16 protein-coding genes are annotated in these 14,598 nt (G+C 61.4%); 6 read left to right on the forward strand and 10 right to left on the reverse strand.

Going from position 1 to position 14,598, the window contains the following annotated elements:
- The 4 genes from HMPREF3009_RS11640 to hisD are packed head-to-tail and all read right to left on the reverse strand — an operon-like array spanning position 1 to position 3,322.
- Positions 1 to 183 carry a hypothetical protein gene (locus tag HMPREF3009_RS11640; RefSeq protein ID WP_070682085.1) on the reverse strand — a complete coding sequence of 61 codons (183 nt, stop codon included), beginning with the start codon at positions 181 to 183 and terminating at the stop codon, positions 1 to 3.
- A gap of 6 nt (positions 184 to 189) precedes the next feature.
- Positions 190 to 822 (reverse strand): imidazoleglycerol-phosphate dehydratase HisB, encoded by a 633-nt coding sequence (hisB, locus tag HMPREF3009_RS11645; RefSeq protein WP_070682089.1) that lies wholly within the window; start codon positions 820 to 822, stop codon positions 190 to 192.
- Between the two features lie 43 nt (positions 823 to 865).
- Positions 866 to 1,969, reverse strand: coding sequence for a histidinol-phosphate transaminase (locus HMPREF3009_RS11650; RefSeq protein WP_070682092.1), 1,104 nt, complete (start codon positions 1,967 to 1,969; stop codon positions 866 to 868).
- A gap of 3 nt (positions 1,970 to 1,972) precedes the next feature.
- The gene (gene hisD, locus HMPREF3009_RS11655) at positions 1,973 to 3,322 is read right to left on the reverse strand and encodes a histidinol dehydrogenase (protein ID WP_070682095.1); all 1,350 of its coding nucleotides are present in this window, start codon (positions 3,320 to 3,322) and stop codon (positions 1,973 to 1,975) included.
- 166 nt (positions 3,323 to 3,488) lie between these two features.
- Here hisD and HMPREF3009_RS11660 point away from each other — a divergent pair, with 166 nt between their 5' ends.
- The gene (locus HMPREF3009_RS11660; protein WP_046648000.1) at positions 3,489 to 4,412 is read left to right on the forward strand and encodes a YbjN domain-containing protein; all 924 of its coding nucleotides are present in this window, start codon (positions 3,489 to 3,491) and stop codon (positions 4,410 to 4,412) included.
- On the opposite strand, the gene HMPREF3009_RS11665 is transcribed toward HMPREF3009_RS11660, so the two are convergent.
- Positions 4,409 to 4,951, reverse strand: a complete 543-nt coding sequence (locus HMPREF3009_RS11665; RefSeq protein WP_232745218.1) for a hypothetical protein — start codon at positions 4,949 to 4,951, stop codon at positions 4,409 to 4,411. The two genes, HMPREF3009_RS11660 and HMPREF3009_RS11665, sit on opposite strands and share 4 nt — an antisense overlap.
- An 8-nt stretch (positions 4,952 to 4,959) precedes the next feature.
- The gene (locus HMPREF3009_RS11670; RefSeq protein WP_049155315.1) at positions 4,960 to 5,715 is read right to left on the reverse strand and encodes a hypothetical protein; all 756 of its coding nucleotides are present in this window, start codon (positions 5,713 to 5,715) and stop codon (positions 4,960 to 4,962) included.
- A gap of 176 nt (positions 5,716 to 5,891) precedes the next feature.
- Between HMPREF3009_RS11670 and HMPREF3009_RS11675 the strand changes: the two genes are divergently transcribed.
- From HMPREF3009_RS11675 to HMPREF3009_RS11695, 5 genes are all read left to right on the forward strand, one after another.
- Positions 5,892 to 6,440, forward strand: coding sequence for a TetR family transcriptional regulator (locus tag HMPREF3009_RS11675; RefSeq protein WP_049155313.1), 549 nt, complete (start codon positions 5,892 to 5,894; stop codon positions 6,438 to 6,440).
- A 38-nt stretch (positions 6,441 to 6,478) separates the two neighbouring features.
- The gene (gene glgX / locus HMPREF3009_RS11680; RefSeq protein ID WP_070512529.1) at positions 6,479 to 8,689 is read left to right on the forward strand and encodes a glycogen debranching protein GlgX; all 2,211 of its coding nucleotides are present in this window, start codon (positions 6,479 to 6,481) and stop codon (positions 8,687 to 8,689) included.
- Between the two features lie 49 nt (positions 8,690 to 8,738).
- On the forward strand, positions 8,739 to 10,124 hold the full coding sequence (locus HMPREF3009_RS11685; RefSeq protein WP_070515713.1) for a 3'-5' exonuclease: 1,386 nt from the start codon (positions 8,739 to 8,741) through the stop codon (positions 10,122 to 10,124).
- A gap of 145 nt (positions 10,125 to 10,269) precedes the next feature.
- Positions 10,270 to 10,878, forward strand: coding sequence for a hypothetical protein (locus tag HMPREF3009_RS11690; protein WP_070512523.1), 609 nt, complete (start codon positions 10,270 to 10,272; stop codon positions 10,876 to 10,878).
- 51 nt (positions 10,879 to 10,929) lie between these two features.
- A complete protein-coding gene (locus HMPREF3009_RS11695; RefSeq protein WP_070515715.1) occupies positions 10,930 to 11,934 on the forward strand; it encodes a GTP pyrophosphokinase in 1,005 nt (334 codons plus the stop codon).
- Here the strand turns inward: HMPREF3009_RS11695 and HMPREF3009_RS11700 are convergent.
- Genes HMPREF3009_RS11700 through ilvA form a run of 4 tightly spaced genes read right to left on the reverse strand, consistent with a single transcriptional unit; the run spans position 11,931 to position 14,516 of the window.
- A complete protein-coding gene (locus tag HMPREF3009_RS11700) occupies positions 11,931 to 12,317 on the reverse strand; it encodes an RNA-binding S4 domain-containing protein (RefSeq protein WP_010190494.1) in 387 nt (128 codons plus the stop codon). The two genes, HMPREF3009_RS11695 and HMPREF3009_RS11700, sit on opposite strands and share 4 nt — an antisense overlap.
- Positions 12,318 to 12,323: 6 nt before the next feature.
- A complete protein-coding gene (locus HMPREF3009_RS11705; RefSeq protein ID WP_070515717.1) occupies positions 12,324 to 12,560 on the reverse strand; it encodes a hypothetical protein in 237 nt (78 codons plus the stop codon).
- Positions 12,561 to 12,585: 25 nt separating this feature from the next.
- A complete protein-coding gene (locus HMPREF3009_RS11710) occupies positions 12,586 to 13,233 on the reverse strand; it encodes a YigZ family protein (protein WP_070515719.1) in 648 nt (215 codons plus the stop codon).
- Positions 13,233 to 14,516 (reverse strand): threonine ammonia-lyase IlvA, encoded by a 1,284-nt coding sequence (gene ilvA / locus HMPREF3009_RS11715; protein ID WP_070515721.1) that lies wholly within the window; start codon positions 14,514 to 14,516, stop codon positions 13,233 to 13,235. The genes HMPREF3009_RS11710 and ilvA overlap by 1 nt, the downstream gene beginning before the upstream one ends.
- Between the last annotated feature and the right edge of the window lie 82 nt (positions 14,517 to 14,598).

A 14,598-nucleotide genomic window follows, 5' to 3' on the forward strand; every position in this document is an offset into this window, starting at 1 on the left:
TCACTTCACTGCCACCCCCGCTGAGAAGATGTCAAGCATCCAGGCCAGCGCCGCGATCGCGGAGACCGCCGCGAGCGCACCCGCGACCACGGTCATCAGCACCGAGCCATTCTGATACGCCGCCCACGCGCCGCCGACGAGCAAACCGGTGACCAGAAAGAGAATGAGAACCAACAAGTTCATAACGGCTTAGAGGGCTCCCTTCGTCGAAGGAACTCCGGTCACGCGCGGATCCCGCTCAGTAGCCTGGCGCAGGGCGCGGGCCACCGCCTTGTACTCAGCCTCCGTGATGTGGTGCGGATCGCGGCCGTACCGCACGTTGACATGCAGAGTCGTCGCCGAGTGCGTGGCAAAGGTTTCGAAGAAGTGACGGTTGATCACCGTGGCGTAGTGCCCGCCGATGACCTGCCACTCCATGTTTTCCGGTTCGCTATTCATCACGAAGTAGGGGCGCCCAGAAATGTCGACAACGGCCTCCACCAGCGCCTCATCCATGGGCAGCAGCTGGGACCCGAAACGGCGGATACCGGACTTGTCCCCCAGTGCTTCCAGGAAGGCACGGCCGAGAACAATCGCGGTGTCTTCGACGGTGTGGTGGGCATCGATGTCGATATCGCCGTCGGCGTGGACCGAAAGGTCGAAGGAGCCGTGGGTGCACACTGCATTCAGCATATGGTCAAAGAACGGCAGCCCCGTCGAAATATCCGCTTGGCCGGTGCCATCGAGGTTGATTTCTACAGAGATCTTTGTCTCCCCAGTAACGCGCTCGGCGCGGCCAATGCGGTCGCCGCCATCGCGGCGTGCAGCTTCATCAGCGCTCATCGTCCCCACGCTCCTCCTTCAAATCGTGCCCCATAGGAGGGGCTCAGTTAATCATCTCTACTGTATCTGCCAAGTCCTCTGCGGCCGAAAGGAAGGCATCATTCTCTTCAGGCAGGCCAATCGTGGCGCGCAGGAGTCCCGGTACGCCGTTATCTCGGATCAGAACATCGCGGTCCAGGAATCCCTGCCACACCGCGTGCTGATCGGCAAAGCGTCCGAAGGACACGAAGTTGGATTCGCTCGGCACCACGTAGTACCCGAGCTCCTGGAGCCGTGCGACAACCCGGTCTCGCTCCGCCGACAGCTTCGCCACGGTACCCAAGGTCTCCTCCTTGTGTGCCAGAGCCACAGTGGCCGCGATCTGGGAGAGGACAGAGAGGTGATAGGGCAGGCGGACGAGCATGACGGCCTCCACGAAAGCCGGATCGGCCACGAAGTAGCCCAAGCGTCCGCCGGCGAAGTCGAAGGCCTTGGACATCGTGCGCGAGACCACGAGCTTGGTCGGATATTTCGCCAGCAGCGTGGTGGCAGAAGGTGAAGGCGAGAACTCCATGTAGGCCTCGTCCACGATGACGATGCCCGGCGCGGCCTGCACGATCTTCTCCACCAGGTCGATCGGAGTTACATCACCAGTGGGATTGTTCGGGGTGGTGATGAAGACAACGTCGGGGCGGTGCTTGGCGACGGCCTCCAGCGCTTCCTTTTCCGCAATGCGGAAATCCTCGTTCCGCGGGCAGGAGATGAATTCGGTTTGGGTGCCCGCGCACAGGATGGGGTGCATGGAATAGCTCGGGGTAAATCCCAGCGCGCTGCGCCCCGGCCCTCCGAAGGCTTGGAGCAGCTGCTGCAGCACCTCGTTGGAACCATTGGCCGCCCACACGTTCTCCACGCTGACGCTCACGCCGGTCTGCTCACTGACGTACCCCGCCAGCGCCGTGCGCAGTTCGACGGCGTCGCGCTCTGGATAGCGATTGAGCTCTCGGGCGTGCTTTTCGACGGCCGCCACGATGTCCTTGACCAGCGCCTCCGACGGCGGGTAGGGGTTCTCGTTGGTGTTGAGCTGGTTGGTCACCGTCAGCTGCGGGGCTCCATAGGCACTGGAGCCGCGCAATTCTTCGCGCAGGGGAAGATCCTTTAACTCAGCCATTGCTTACGCCTCTTCTTTCTGGGTATCTGGGGCATCGGCGAATCGTGCAGCAATTGCTTCACCGTGGGCAGGCAGTGCTTCCGCGGTGGCAAAGGCAATCACATTCTCCGCCACCTCCCCGAGTGCTGCGCGGTCATACTCGATGAGGTTGACCGGGCGCAGGAAGGTGTGCGTCGACAGCCCAGCGCTAAACCGCGCGGTTCCCGAGGTGGGCAAGACGTGGTTGGAGCCAGCGGAGTAATCACCGAGCGGCACCGGCGAATAACCACCCACGAAAATGGCACCGGCGTGGCGGATACGCTCCGCTACTGCCCGGGCATTCTTTGTGTGAACCTCCAAGTGCTCAGCGGCATAGGCGTCCGCGACAGCGATGCCCGCCTCGAGGTTATCGACCAACACGATGCCGGACTGTTCGCCGCGCAAAGCCTCGGCTGCGCGCTCGGCGTTCGCGGTGGCGGTGTAGCGCTGAGCTACTTCCGCATTCACGGCGGCAGCCAGCTCCTCCGAGTCGGTGATGAGGACGGAGGCAGCCATCGGATCATGCTCCGCCTGGGAAATGAGGTCATAGGCCACGTAGACCGGGTTGGCGGTCTCGTCGGCCAGGATAGCGATCTCGGTGGGGCCGGCTTCCGCATCGATGCCCACCACTCCCTGCACCGCGCGCTTAGCAGCAGCAACAAAGACATTGCCGGGGCCGGTGATGATATCCACGGGCTCAAGAGCATCCTCCCCCGTGGCGGGTTCATCGTCGCCGTAGGCCAGCAAGGCGATGGCTTGTCCACCACCGACTGCCCAGACATCGTCCACGCCGAGCATGTGGCAGGTGGCCAGCACCGTCGGGTGCGGCAGGCCACCGAATTCCTTCTGCGGCGGGGAAGCCACGACCATCGCTTCAGCGCCCGCTTCTTGGGCCGGGACGGCATTCATAATGACGGAGGATGGGTACACCGCCTTGCCGCCTGGGACGTAAAGCCCTACCCGTTCGATGGGTTGAAAAACCTCGGTAACCGTTGCACCTGGCGCCAGCGTTGTCGTGTGTGGGGCCGGCTTCTGGTCCGCGTGAACGGCGCGCACGCGGGCGATAGATTCTTCGATAGCTGCCCGGACCTGAGGGGCCAGTTCTTGGGCCGCCTTCTCGAGCTCCTCATGCGGGACCCGCACCGTGGCGGGGCGGATCCCGTCGAATTTCTCACCGAAGTCGAGGGCCGCTGCAACACCACCTTCTCGCACCTTGTTCACCATGGGGATAACAGTGTCCATGACTGAGGAAACATCGGTTCCGCCTCGCGGCAATACTCGGCGCAGGCGGGAGGTGGTGAGAGTCTCTCCGCGCAGGTCAATGGTTCGTAGCATGCTCAAGCCCTTTTCATAAAATACAGCCGCATAATATGCAGCGGTTTCTATACCTTCCCATTACTATACCCGTGCCAAAAAGCCAGCGAGCTGGCAGGTGCAGGTTATAGAATGTGTCACTACTAACACGTTCCGGCACCCCGACTCGGCGAAGGGAGGCGGCGAGATGAGCAACGGCGCCGAAGGTAATGACAGCCACTCCACCTCGGATCTGCTTGCCCGTGTGGAGCACCTCGCGCACCGCGAAAGCCTCCACTGCATCCGGGTCAGCGCGCACGAACTCCTCTTCCCCCATCCGCCGCTCGGGGAGACCCGCGCCTTTATGGATACCGAGGGTGAGCCTATTTTGCGCTTCTGCACCACCCACCACGGTGTCTTGGGCTTCGGCGATATCCCCGCGCTCAGCGAGTTCGTCAACGACTGGAACCACGATTGTCTCTCCCCGCAGCTCGTGCTCAATTATTCCTCCCCGACCGAGGTCGAGGTGTGGGGCCATTCCTTCCTCGTCGTGCACCAGAAACCCACGGCGGCCCAGCTCTCCGCCTCTGTCATCCCTGCGCTGCACAACGCGGCGGCCTGCCTTGAGGAATTAGCGGATTATTTCCCCGTCTTGACGCTTCCCCGCCCGGCGGCTCCGGAAGAACAGATAGAGCTCGACGGCCCCGTCGGCACAGTCGATACCGCTCGTCTCGGGGAGCTTTTACCCGCCCTCGGTATTACGCGTTTCCAAGCAGATGCGGAAGAGGCCGTCTACGCGTGGATAAACGATGTCCTCTTTGCCTTCGCTATCGACTCTGGGCCGAGCCTCATCATTAAAGGCCATTGGGATCCCAACCTCCCAGGCAGCGAATTCTCCAAAATTTTCCTCATCTGCAATGACTGGAACCGCACCAACCACTCGGCTTCTGCCTTCTGCCACTCCAACGTCGATGGCTTGCAGGTGCGCATTGACTACGCCGTTATGACGGGCGCTGGGCTTTCCGACGCCCAACTGATCACCGCCCTAGGCCGCGGCATCAAACACGTCCTCCACGGCATCGATGACATTTCACGCGATGCTGTGGGCTCCTCCCCCGTCGCTTGGCCCTAAGGAGCCTCTGCCTCAGCCGCCATTGCCTCCGCTTCTTCGTCGTCCACGGCACGAGGAGGATTGACAAATACTGCGGACCAGTACGTAAACATGGCCATGAACGGCCCCACGAGCCAGGCGATGCCGGGCGAGAATTTCGGCACGAACTCCACAATTTCCCCGGGATCGTCCGGGATACTCGTTGCGGTAGCTCCACCAAAGACGTAGAACGACGCCGCGCCAGCCAAGGAAGCCAGGGCTACCCACAGCAATACCCCGACGCCGCGGTAGCGCTCGCCGCGCCGATAGGCAATAAGCCCCAACGCCATACCCAGGGCACCGGTAATGAGTACAAAAGTGATGTAGGAATCAAACTGAACGTTAGCGACGTTGCGCAGGGCGTAGCCGCCATCATCAACCCGGTGCCCCTTCAGGGCAGGACGCCACAGCCCCCACGCGGCGCCGGCCACAGAAAACCCGAGGAGCGCTAACGCGAGCAACCCCGCACCAAATCCGATGGCGCGGGGTATGCGAAAGCTAGGTGCACGCAGTGCAGGCACGATATGTTCTAGCCGCAGAAGGTCCAGTTGCCGTTCTCACGCTTGAAGCGCATGGTGGAGCTGTCCATGCCCTTGCTGGTGTTGACGTTCACGGTTGCGGATGCATCGTCACCGTTGACCACGACATCGTTGATGGACTCAACACCGGTCTTGGACCAGTCAAAGCCTTCCATCTGCGAGGTGTCCTGGCCAGCTGCCGCCATCATGTCCTTGAGCTGGTCCATCGGAACATCCGGAACCTGGTTGTAGTCCACCTGGTCAAGGCCGGAGTTCGGGTCGTTGCGCACTTCAGCGCAGGTGTGCTCCGGGAGGTACTTCACGAAGGAACGCATGGTCTGCTGCTCGTACATGCCACGGACCAGACCATTGATGCCGTCAATGTCTTCCTGGCTTGCAGCCTCACCCTGGACCGGCTCAACCTTCGGCATGCTCTGGAACGGATCCACACCGTTCTCGAAGGGGTTAGCCATGGCCTGGTTTTCGCCGCCCTCGGGGTTCTCCCCTTCCGGCTTCGGATCGGCGTTCTCGCCGTCCTTATTCTCTTCGCCTTCCTTCTTTTCGTCTCCCTCCTTCTTTTCAGAATCCTTCTCCTTCGACTGCCCCTCGGAGGTCTTGTCCTTGGACTCCGTCGTGGTGGTGGTCTTCACCGCGGAGGAAGCGGTATCGGTAGCGTTCTCATCATCGGAACCGCAAGCAGCCAAGGAGAGCGGCGCGACGAGCGCAACAGCGACGAGGGACTTCTTGGCAGGTGTCAGAAAAGACAAGGGATAACTCCTAATATCTATAGAGAGCGATAGTAAAACCACGCTGGGCGTGGCAGTTGCCCTTGGGCACTTCACATAACCCTAACAAGGCATGATTGTATAAACCCTACACTTCACCTTGAAGCTTCCTGTGAGCCACGCTTGGTGTTTTTCCGCGCCGCGTAGAGTGGGTTGTTGTGCACCTTTCTCGCGACGCTATCGTTTCCACCGCCCTCGAGCTCTTGACACGCTACGGGCTCGCCGATGTCACCATGCGCCGTGTTGCCACCAACCTCGGCGTTGCTCCCGGCGCGCTGTACTGGCATGTGGCCAATAAGCAATCGCTCATCGCCGCAATGACCTCCGAGATCCTCTCCCCCGTTACAGGAGAGACCACAACGGAGCTGGTCAGCTCCCTTCATGGGGAACTCACACGCTGGCGCGACGGCGCCGAAGTCGCCATAGCAGGTGCCGCTTTCCCCGAATCCTCAGCAAGTTCTGACTTGGAGGAGCTTTTCACCTCCGCGTTGAAGCGGGAAGCCCCCGGGGCATCACCGGAGGATAGTGGCGTCGCCGCCCGCGCTCTCATCCATTACGTCCTGGGAGCGACCTTCATGGAGCAATCCCGAGAACAGCTCAGTGGGGCGTCACCAAGCGCAGCTCCCTCAGCGTCGAATGCTGTGTCAGGCGTTGACACCTTGGTGCGCGCCGCAGAACTCATGGTCGCGGGTTTACGCACGCTGTGAACCGATCGCATGCAGCGGAATTGACTAAACTAAGCCTCATGACTGAGACCCGTGCTGATATAACGCCATCTCGCCAGGTGTGGCCTGGTTCCCCCTCCCCACTCGGCTCCACCTTCGATGGGGCCGGTACTAATTTTGCTATCTTTTCCGAGATCGCCGAGAAGGTCGAGCTCTGCCTCATCGATCACAACGGCAACGAAGAACGCATTGAACTGACCGAGATCACCGCCCACGTCTGGCATGCCTACCTTCCCAACGTCAGCCCGGGGCAGCGCTATGGCTACCGCATCCATGGCCCTTATGAACCAGAACATGGCCTGCGCTGCGATCCCTCAAAACTTCTTGTCGATCCTTATGCTCGCGCCTTCGACGGTGACTTTGATGGCGATGCCTCTCTGTACTCCTACGATATCTTCGCGGACGAGCCCGGCACCGGACGCAACGACGATGATTCCCTAGGCCACACAATGCTGTCGGTGGTGATTAATCCCTTCTTCGAGTGGCACGGCGACAACCGCCCCCACACGCCGGATAACGAGACCATCATCTACGAAGCCCACGTCAAGGGCATGACGATGACGCACCCGGATGTTCCGGAGGAGCTGCGCGGAACCTATGCCGGCATGGCACACCCGGCCATCATCAACTACTTCAAGGACCTGGGTGTGACAGCCGTCGAGCTGCTGCCAGTCCACCAGTTCCTGCAGGATGATCGCCTGCGCCAGCTGGGGCTGCGCAACTACTGGGGCTATAACACCTTCGGTTTCTTCGCGCCCCATGCGGACTATGCCTACGCCAAGAAGCCCGGCGAGGTGGTCGCCGAGTTCAAGGCCATGGTTCGCGCCTACCACGAGGCCGGCATCGAAATCATCCTCGACGTTGTCTACAACCACACCGCCGAGGGCAACCACATGGGTCCGACCATTGCTTTCCGCGGCATTGATAACCACGCCTATTACCGGTTGGTTGATGACAACCCCGAGCACTACATGGACTACACCGGCACCGGTAACTCTCTTAATGTCCGCCACCCGCACTCCCTCCAGTTGATCATGGATTCGCTGCGCTACTGGGTAACGGAAATGCGCGTCGACGGCTTCCGCTTCGACCTGGCTTCCACCCTGGCGCGCGAGCTTGATGACGTCGACAAGCTGGCTACCTTCTTCGATCTAGTCCAGCAAGATCCGGTGGTTTCCAAGGTCAAGCTCATCGCCGAGCCCTGGGACGTGGGCCATAACGGCTACCAGGTTGGTAACTTCCCCCCCATTTGGAGCGAGTGGAACGGCAAGTACCGCGATACCGTCCGTGACTTTTGGCGCGGCGAGCCGTCGACGATGGGCGAGTTTGCCTCGCGCCTGACCGGATCTTCCGACCTCTACGCCAACAACGGCCGCCGCCCCACCGCGTCCATCAATTTCATCACCGCGCACGATGGCTTCACGCTGCGTGATTTGGTCTCCTACAACGAAAAGCACAATGCCGAAAACGGAGAAGACAACCGCGACGGTGAATCCCACAACCGCTCCTGGAACCACGGTGTGGAGGGCCCCACTGACGACGAAGAGATTAAGAAGCTTCGCCGCCGCCAGGTGCGTAACTTCCTCACCACCCTTCTGCTGTCCCAGGGCACCCCGATGCTATGCCACGGCGATGAGCTGGGCCGCACCCAGGGTGGCAACAACAATGTGTACTGCCAAGACAACGAGATTTCGTGGATCGATTGGTCGATGTTGGAGCAAGAGAAGAACATCGCCATGCACGGCTTTACCAAGCGCCTGATTAATATCCGCAAGAACCACCCGGTGTTCCGTCGCCAGCGTTTCTTGGCCGGCGGCCCCTTCGGTTCTGAGGTGAAAGACCGAGATATTGCGTGGCTGGTTCCCTCCGGCAAGCTGATGACCCCTGAAGACTGGGACTTTGAGTTCGGTAAGGCGCTTATGGTCTACCTCAACGGCAACGCGATTACGGAGACGACTGCCCGGGGTGAGCGCATCACGGATGATTCCTTCATCATGATTTTCAACGCCCACCACGAGGAGATCGAGTTCACCCTGCCGAAGAAGGACTTGGGTGCTAGCTGGCGCCTCATCGTGGATACGTCTGACTCCGGTGGCTACCCAGATGAAGAAAAGCTCATCGCGGCTGAGGGATCCATCGTGGTGCAACCGCGCACGTCGCTCATCCTCCGCCAGACCGAGCCGCCGGTTTTCGATGACAGCGATGAATCCGCCGGAGCAGACGAGAACTAGACTGCTCCTTTACCACCTACGCTCTGCTCCCCTGTCTTGAAAGGAATCTGTGTCCTATACCGCCCATGGCGCTGTCATTGATGTCACCGCCGATGCCCTCACGTTCCGCCGCTCCCAGCTTGCTGCGTCCCTCGGCGCACCGGCCCACGAGGCTCTCTCGATGGCCGATGCCACGAGCGTGGAGTGCACGGCGCCAACGGCCACGGGCTTCGGGCAGGTCGTGGTGCGCGGCACGGTCGATGCTGCGGGGAATGCTGGGGACACGGTCATCCGCTTCGCCCCAGGCCAGGACGCGGAGGCCTTCGCTCAGGCGGTCAAGGCCGCCCTCCGCGGCGAAGCGCCGGCGACCAGCAGCCGAGTCGACGGACTGAATTTCACCGCTGTCGATGTGGAAACCGCTAACGACAACTGGGGTTCGGTCTGCCAAATCGGAGCGGTCCGCTTCCGCGATGGTGAAGAAACTGAGTCCCGCACGTGGCTGTGTACTCCCCCGCCGGGTCTGGAGCACTTCGACGATGTCAACATCAGTATCCACGGCATCACAGCAGACGACGTCGCCGGCGCTTCCCCCTTCGCGGACGCCGCTGCCGAGCTCTTCGAGTTCCTCGGTTCCGACACGTTGGTCGCCCACAACGCGCAATTCGATTCCACCGCTTTGCGCAGTGGCCTCCAGAAGGCGGCGGCTCCAGTCCCAGAAGTGCGCCTAGCATGTTCGCTAGCGCTGGCTCGCGACGCCTCCCGCGCCGGCGTTATCGACGTGGCCAACCATAAGCTTCCCACCGTTGCCTCCTACATTGGCGCCGAAGATTTTCAGCACCACGAGGCCACGGCGGATGCCCGCGCCGCTGGGGAAATTGTCAGTGCCTTGGCTCAACGTTTTGGCCACTCCGGTTCCATCGAGGAATTGTTCTCTACCCGCGAGTTTGCACTGGGAACCTTAAGCGAGGATTCGGTTATCCCTGTCCTCCGCGCCAACACCGCACCGCTTTCCGCAGCAGACCTAGGCGCAGGTACAGATTTCCGCGACAACACCCGCATGGCGGGTGCTACCTCGGGTGCTCAGAAGAAGCGCTCCTCCTCGCAAGAGCGCCGCGGGCCGGCCCCGTGGCAGTCCGTGTCCACCCCGGACACCATCCCGGATCCGAACCCCGATGCCGACCCGGAAGGCGCGTTGTTTGGCCAGAATGTCACCCTCACCGGTGACTTTGAGCCTTTCGACAAGGGCTTGTTGTGGTCCAAGATCGCTGAGCGCGGCGGCCAGGTAGGCAAAAACGTCACGAAGAAGACCACCATCCTCGTCGTGGGCCAGTGGGCCACCAAGACGTCGAAGGAAAAGCGTGCCGAAGAGCTGCAAAGCAACGGCCAGGACATCGCCATCTGGCAGTCCGACAAGCTCTTAGAGGAACTGCAGCTCGACGAAGCCCCACCGTTCTAGGCAGTAAAAGGCGCTAGCGCGCTAGGGCATCCGGGCTCTAGCGCGCGGTGAAATTTCTCTTCTCCGGTGGGAACCTGTGGGCGCAAGACACAGTCCAATAAAGGCAAGGAATCCGCACTAGCCTACCTTTCACGGAGACGAACACATGACCATCGCGCTGCCCACCTCGCTTCACGTCGATCACCTACTCCCTTCGCTCTGCCCGAGCGAAGAGCTCAACGGAATTAAGCTGTGCGATGATGGCTTCGGCGACTCGCCCGCGCGCATCCAGCTTTCGCGGACGCTATCGATGTCCATGGTGCACGGCACGGGTGCCGAAACCAAGCGCGTGAGCCAGCGTGCGTTGGACGATCTGGGCCTGACTACGCGCCAAGCGTGGGATACCGCAGCGCTTAATCTTCAACGCCGCGCGTTAACACAGCAGGGACTGCGTTTCTTTACCCGGCCAGCGGAGCAGAGTCTCAGCGGCGCTGAAGGCAGCCTCGAGGTGCGCGTGCATCGCTGCACCGTATCGTCGTGGTTGGCGCATCCGCAGGCCTTCGTTATCCTGGATAATCATCTGAAACGCTTGAGCCAAGCCACGAGTATTACCTACCTCGTTCCTGATGCGCACACCCTCTACGCGCTGCTGAACGTTTCCCCACAGCGAGCGACGGAACTGGCCTGCCGCGCGGCCGAGTTGCGCCCGCGCCATCGTCCCCCTCTGAGCCTGCAACCACTAGTATTGGCTAACGGCTTCCCTCTCGAGGTGTAGATACGCCTCACGTCATTCTTGCCGTGGCCGAAAGGAGTCACGTTCTTCACAATGCCTGAATCATCCATGTCCCGCCTGGGCAACCAGTACCACTCCTGGGTACGCGCGCACCCCACCGCGGCGCAAGACTTCCGCGACGCCATCGAGGACTTGCTGAACGACGCCGGAATTATCTTCGACCGCGTGGCCACCCGTGTAAAACAATGGCCGTCGCTCAAGGCCAAGGCGAAGAAGCGTCGAGAGAACGGCGAGCTCATGTATCCGAACCCGTGGGAGGATATTCACGATGTTTTGGGCGTGCGGATTACTGTCTTCCACTCCACGATTATCCCAGAGGCCCTGGAGGTTTTAGGAGAGACCTTTACCGTGCTTCGCTCAGTGGATAAGGCAGCGGAGACGCGAATTTCCGGTGGCTTTGGTTATGGCTCCCATCACTTGGTACTGACGGTATCGGAGGATAGCGCCGCCACGCTGGAGGAACTTGAGCCTTATATCGGCTGGACCTTCGAGATTCAGATTCGCACCGTACTCCAGCACGCGTGGGCCGAGTTCGAACACGATATCCGCTACAAACAGGGTCCGAATCCTCCCTCCCCACAGGTCGATCGGCTCTTTACGCTCGCCGCAGGCCTCATTGAGCTGGCGGATCAGCAATTCGATGAAATCGCCGCGCTCAAGGCTCCCAGCTCTGAGGCGGACGATGACGTGGAAATCACGGCAGAGACCCTCCCCGGCGTCCTCGCCATCATTCTGGGTAACCGCTTTCCGCGTTCACGCTCGGAGCACTACCGCTTCCTGGCGGAGCTTTTAGAAAACAACGGCATCAATCGTCTAAGCCAGCTCAAGCAGCTCCTCGATGAAGACGCCATCGCCCATGTGCACGACGCCATGCGCTACCGCTTCCGCCCAGGCCAGGTCAGGCTTATCGACGACCTGCTGCTCAACAAATTCGGCGCCCAACACATCGAGGCCACCGCCGATGCCGGCGACCGCAGGGACCGCAAGCGCCGCTTGAACGCGCGCCTGAAGGCCTTAAAGAACTTCCGGAATAATTAGCGGAATCCGCCGCGGAACTTCTCCATCTGCCGGCGCTCCTTCTTCGTGGGGCGGCCTGCACCGCGCGGGCGGACTGGGACGGAGGGCATGAACTCCTTCGGCGGTGGCGGCGGGGCATGGTCAATGTAACAGGTGCGCGCAATCGGGGCGCCGACGCGCTTGGACACGGTAGCAAGCACCTCAAGGTCATGCTCGTGATGGTTGCGCCACACGCGCACGCGGTCGCCGGGCACAACCTGCTGCGCGGGCTTGGTGGCGTTGCCGTTGAGTTTGACGTGCCCGGCGCGCACGGCGGTGGCGGCTTCCGAGCGCGTCTTGAACATGCGCACGGACCAGACCCAGGCATCGATGCGCACGGGCCGCCCGTCGGGCTGATTCACCATAGGTTCTTAAAAGTTGTGGTTCTCGTTCACGATCTTCTGGATTTTAATCCAGTTGTACCCTCCACCCACCACGGCAACGATGAGGCCAATCGCCATGAAAGTCCAGAAACCGGTGAGCGTCCAACCCAAGAGGACACCGCCGGCGACGCCGCCCACGACGCAGATAGCTCCGTTGCGGGCGTGGGTGCGCACGGCTTGCTTGCGTTGCTCAATGGGGTTGTTGGGGCGTCGCTGCATAGTCATGGGGCTTATTCTACATGGACAGAAGCTAGCGGCCTGAAAGCTCGACCCAGGCAGTTCCAGCTTCCTTCGGTTCTGCCTCGCCCTGGGTCAGCGCCGCGAGCGTCGCCGCGAGTTCCTCCTTGCCGCCGGGCTCCACAGACACGGTGAAGGTCACCGCCTGGCCGTAGGCGGTATCCACCATGTCCACGCCACGGTTGCGCAACTCCGCCTCCAGCCGCCCGGCCTCCGCGTGCGAAACCTCGACGGTATAGAGCTCGCGCAAGGCACGCGTGACGGGCTCAACCTGCTCCATCGTCTCGCTGACGGCACCTCCATAGGCGTGCACGAGCCCGCCCGCGCCCAGCTTGATACCGCCGAAGTAGCGCACCACGACCGCGCAGATATCGAGCAGTCCGGAGCCCTTCAGAACATCGAGCATCGGCTTGCCCGCCGTGCCGGAGGGCTCGCCATCATCGGAGGAGCGCTCCACTGGATTCGAGCCGTCAACGTGGTAGATGTAGGCCGAGCAGTGGTGGCGGGCGTCAGGGAAGCGGTCGCGGGCGCCGTCGATAAGCGTGCGTGCTTCCGCTTCCGTCGTGGCGCGGCCTATGAGGGTGATAAACCGCGAGCGCTTGATCTCAATCTCGTGCTCGACAATCTCACCGGCGGCGGGGCGCTGATAGCTCTCCAGCATTATGCGACGAGGAAGTCGTACTCAGGCGTGCCGGGCTGAAGCTGCTGGCAGTTGAGCTTCGATTTCTCCATTCGCTCCAGCAGTCCGTCGATACCTGCGGCACTCCCCAACTCGATACCCACCAGCGCGGCGCCGGTCTCGCGGTTGTTGCGCTTGAGGTACTCGAACAACGTGATGTCATCTTCAGGGCCGAGAACATCCTGCAGGAAGTGGCGCAGCTGGCCTGGCTCCTGCGGGAAGTTCACCAGGAAGTAGTGCTTGAGTCCGCGGTGCACCAGGGAGCGCTCCATGATTTCGGCATAGCGAAGCACGTCATTATTGCCGCCGGAAATCACGCAGACCACCGTTGAGCCCGGCTGTAGGTTGAGCGTGCGCAGACCGGTCACGCTCAGCGCGCCGGCAGGTTCGGCAATGATTCCTTCGTTTTGGTAGAGCGCGAGCTGCTCCGTGCACACGGCGCCTTCCGAGACGATGTCATGGTGCAGGCGGCCCTGGTTGGCTTCCAGAATCTTGAAAGGCAGCTCGCCGATGCGCTTGACGGCAGCACCATCGACGAAGGGGTCGACGGTCTCCAGGGTCACCGGCTCACCGGCCGCAAACGCAGCGCTCAGCGACGCTGCCCCGGCCGGCTCAATGCCCACCACCGCGGTGCGCGGGGCCATATCGGCGAGGTAAGAGGTGATGCCGGAAATGAGTCCGCCGCCGCCCACGGGGACCACCACGGTATCCAAGGACTTGCCCATCGAGGACAGCTGGGACACGATTTCCGCGGCCACAGTTCCCTGACCGGTGACGGTATCGCGCGAGTCGAAAGGCTCGATGAAGAAGGCGCCGCGCTCGGCGGCATCCGCGTGCGCGGCAGCTGCTGCCTCGTCGAAGTTAGCGCCGGTGACCACCAACTCCACGAAATCACCACCGTGAACCAGGATGCGGTCGCGTTTTTGCTTCGGGGTAGGTTCCGGCACGTAGATCTTGCCGTGGATTCCCATGGTGCGGCAGGCGTAGGCGACGCCCTGGGCATGATTTCCCGCCGAGGCGGTAACTATCCCCTGCGTGCGCTGCTCTTCGCTGAGGTTTGACATGCCGTAAATAGCCCCGCGGATCTTGTAGGAGCGCACATCCTGCAGATCTTCGCGCTTCAGGTACACCTCATAACCTGTCTCTTGGGACAGGCGCGGGCAGTACTGCAGCGGAGTCGGGGCAATCTCCGAGCTAATTCGCGATTGGGCCAGTTGGATATCAGAGGCGTGGATAGGCTCGAAGTCTTGCGGGATGGTTGTCATGGTGGCTTATTTTAGCGCCCCGCCCTCCACGCGTCGCACATTACCTAGCATTCGACCGGTTCACCGAACGTTTACCCAGATC

Source organism: Corynebacterium sp. HMSC034H07 (genome assembly GCF_001815175.1).
Taxonomy (GTDB): Bacteria; Actinomycetota; Actinomycetes; order Mycobacteriales; family Mycobacteriaceae; genus Corynebacterium; species Corynebacterium hiratae.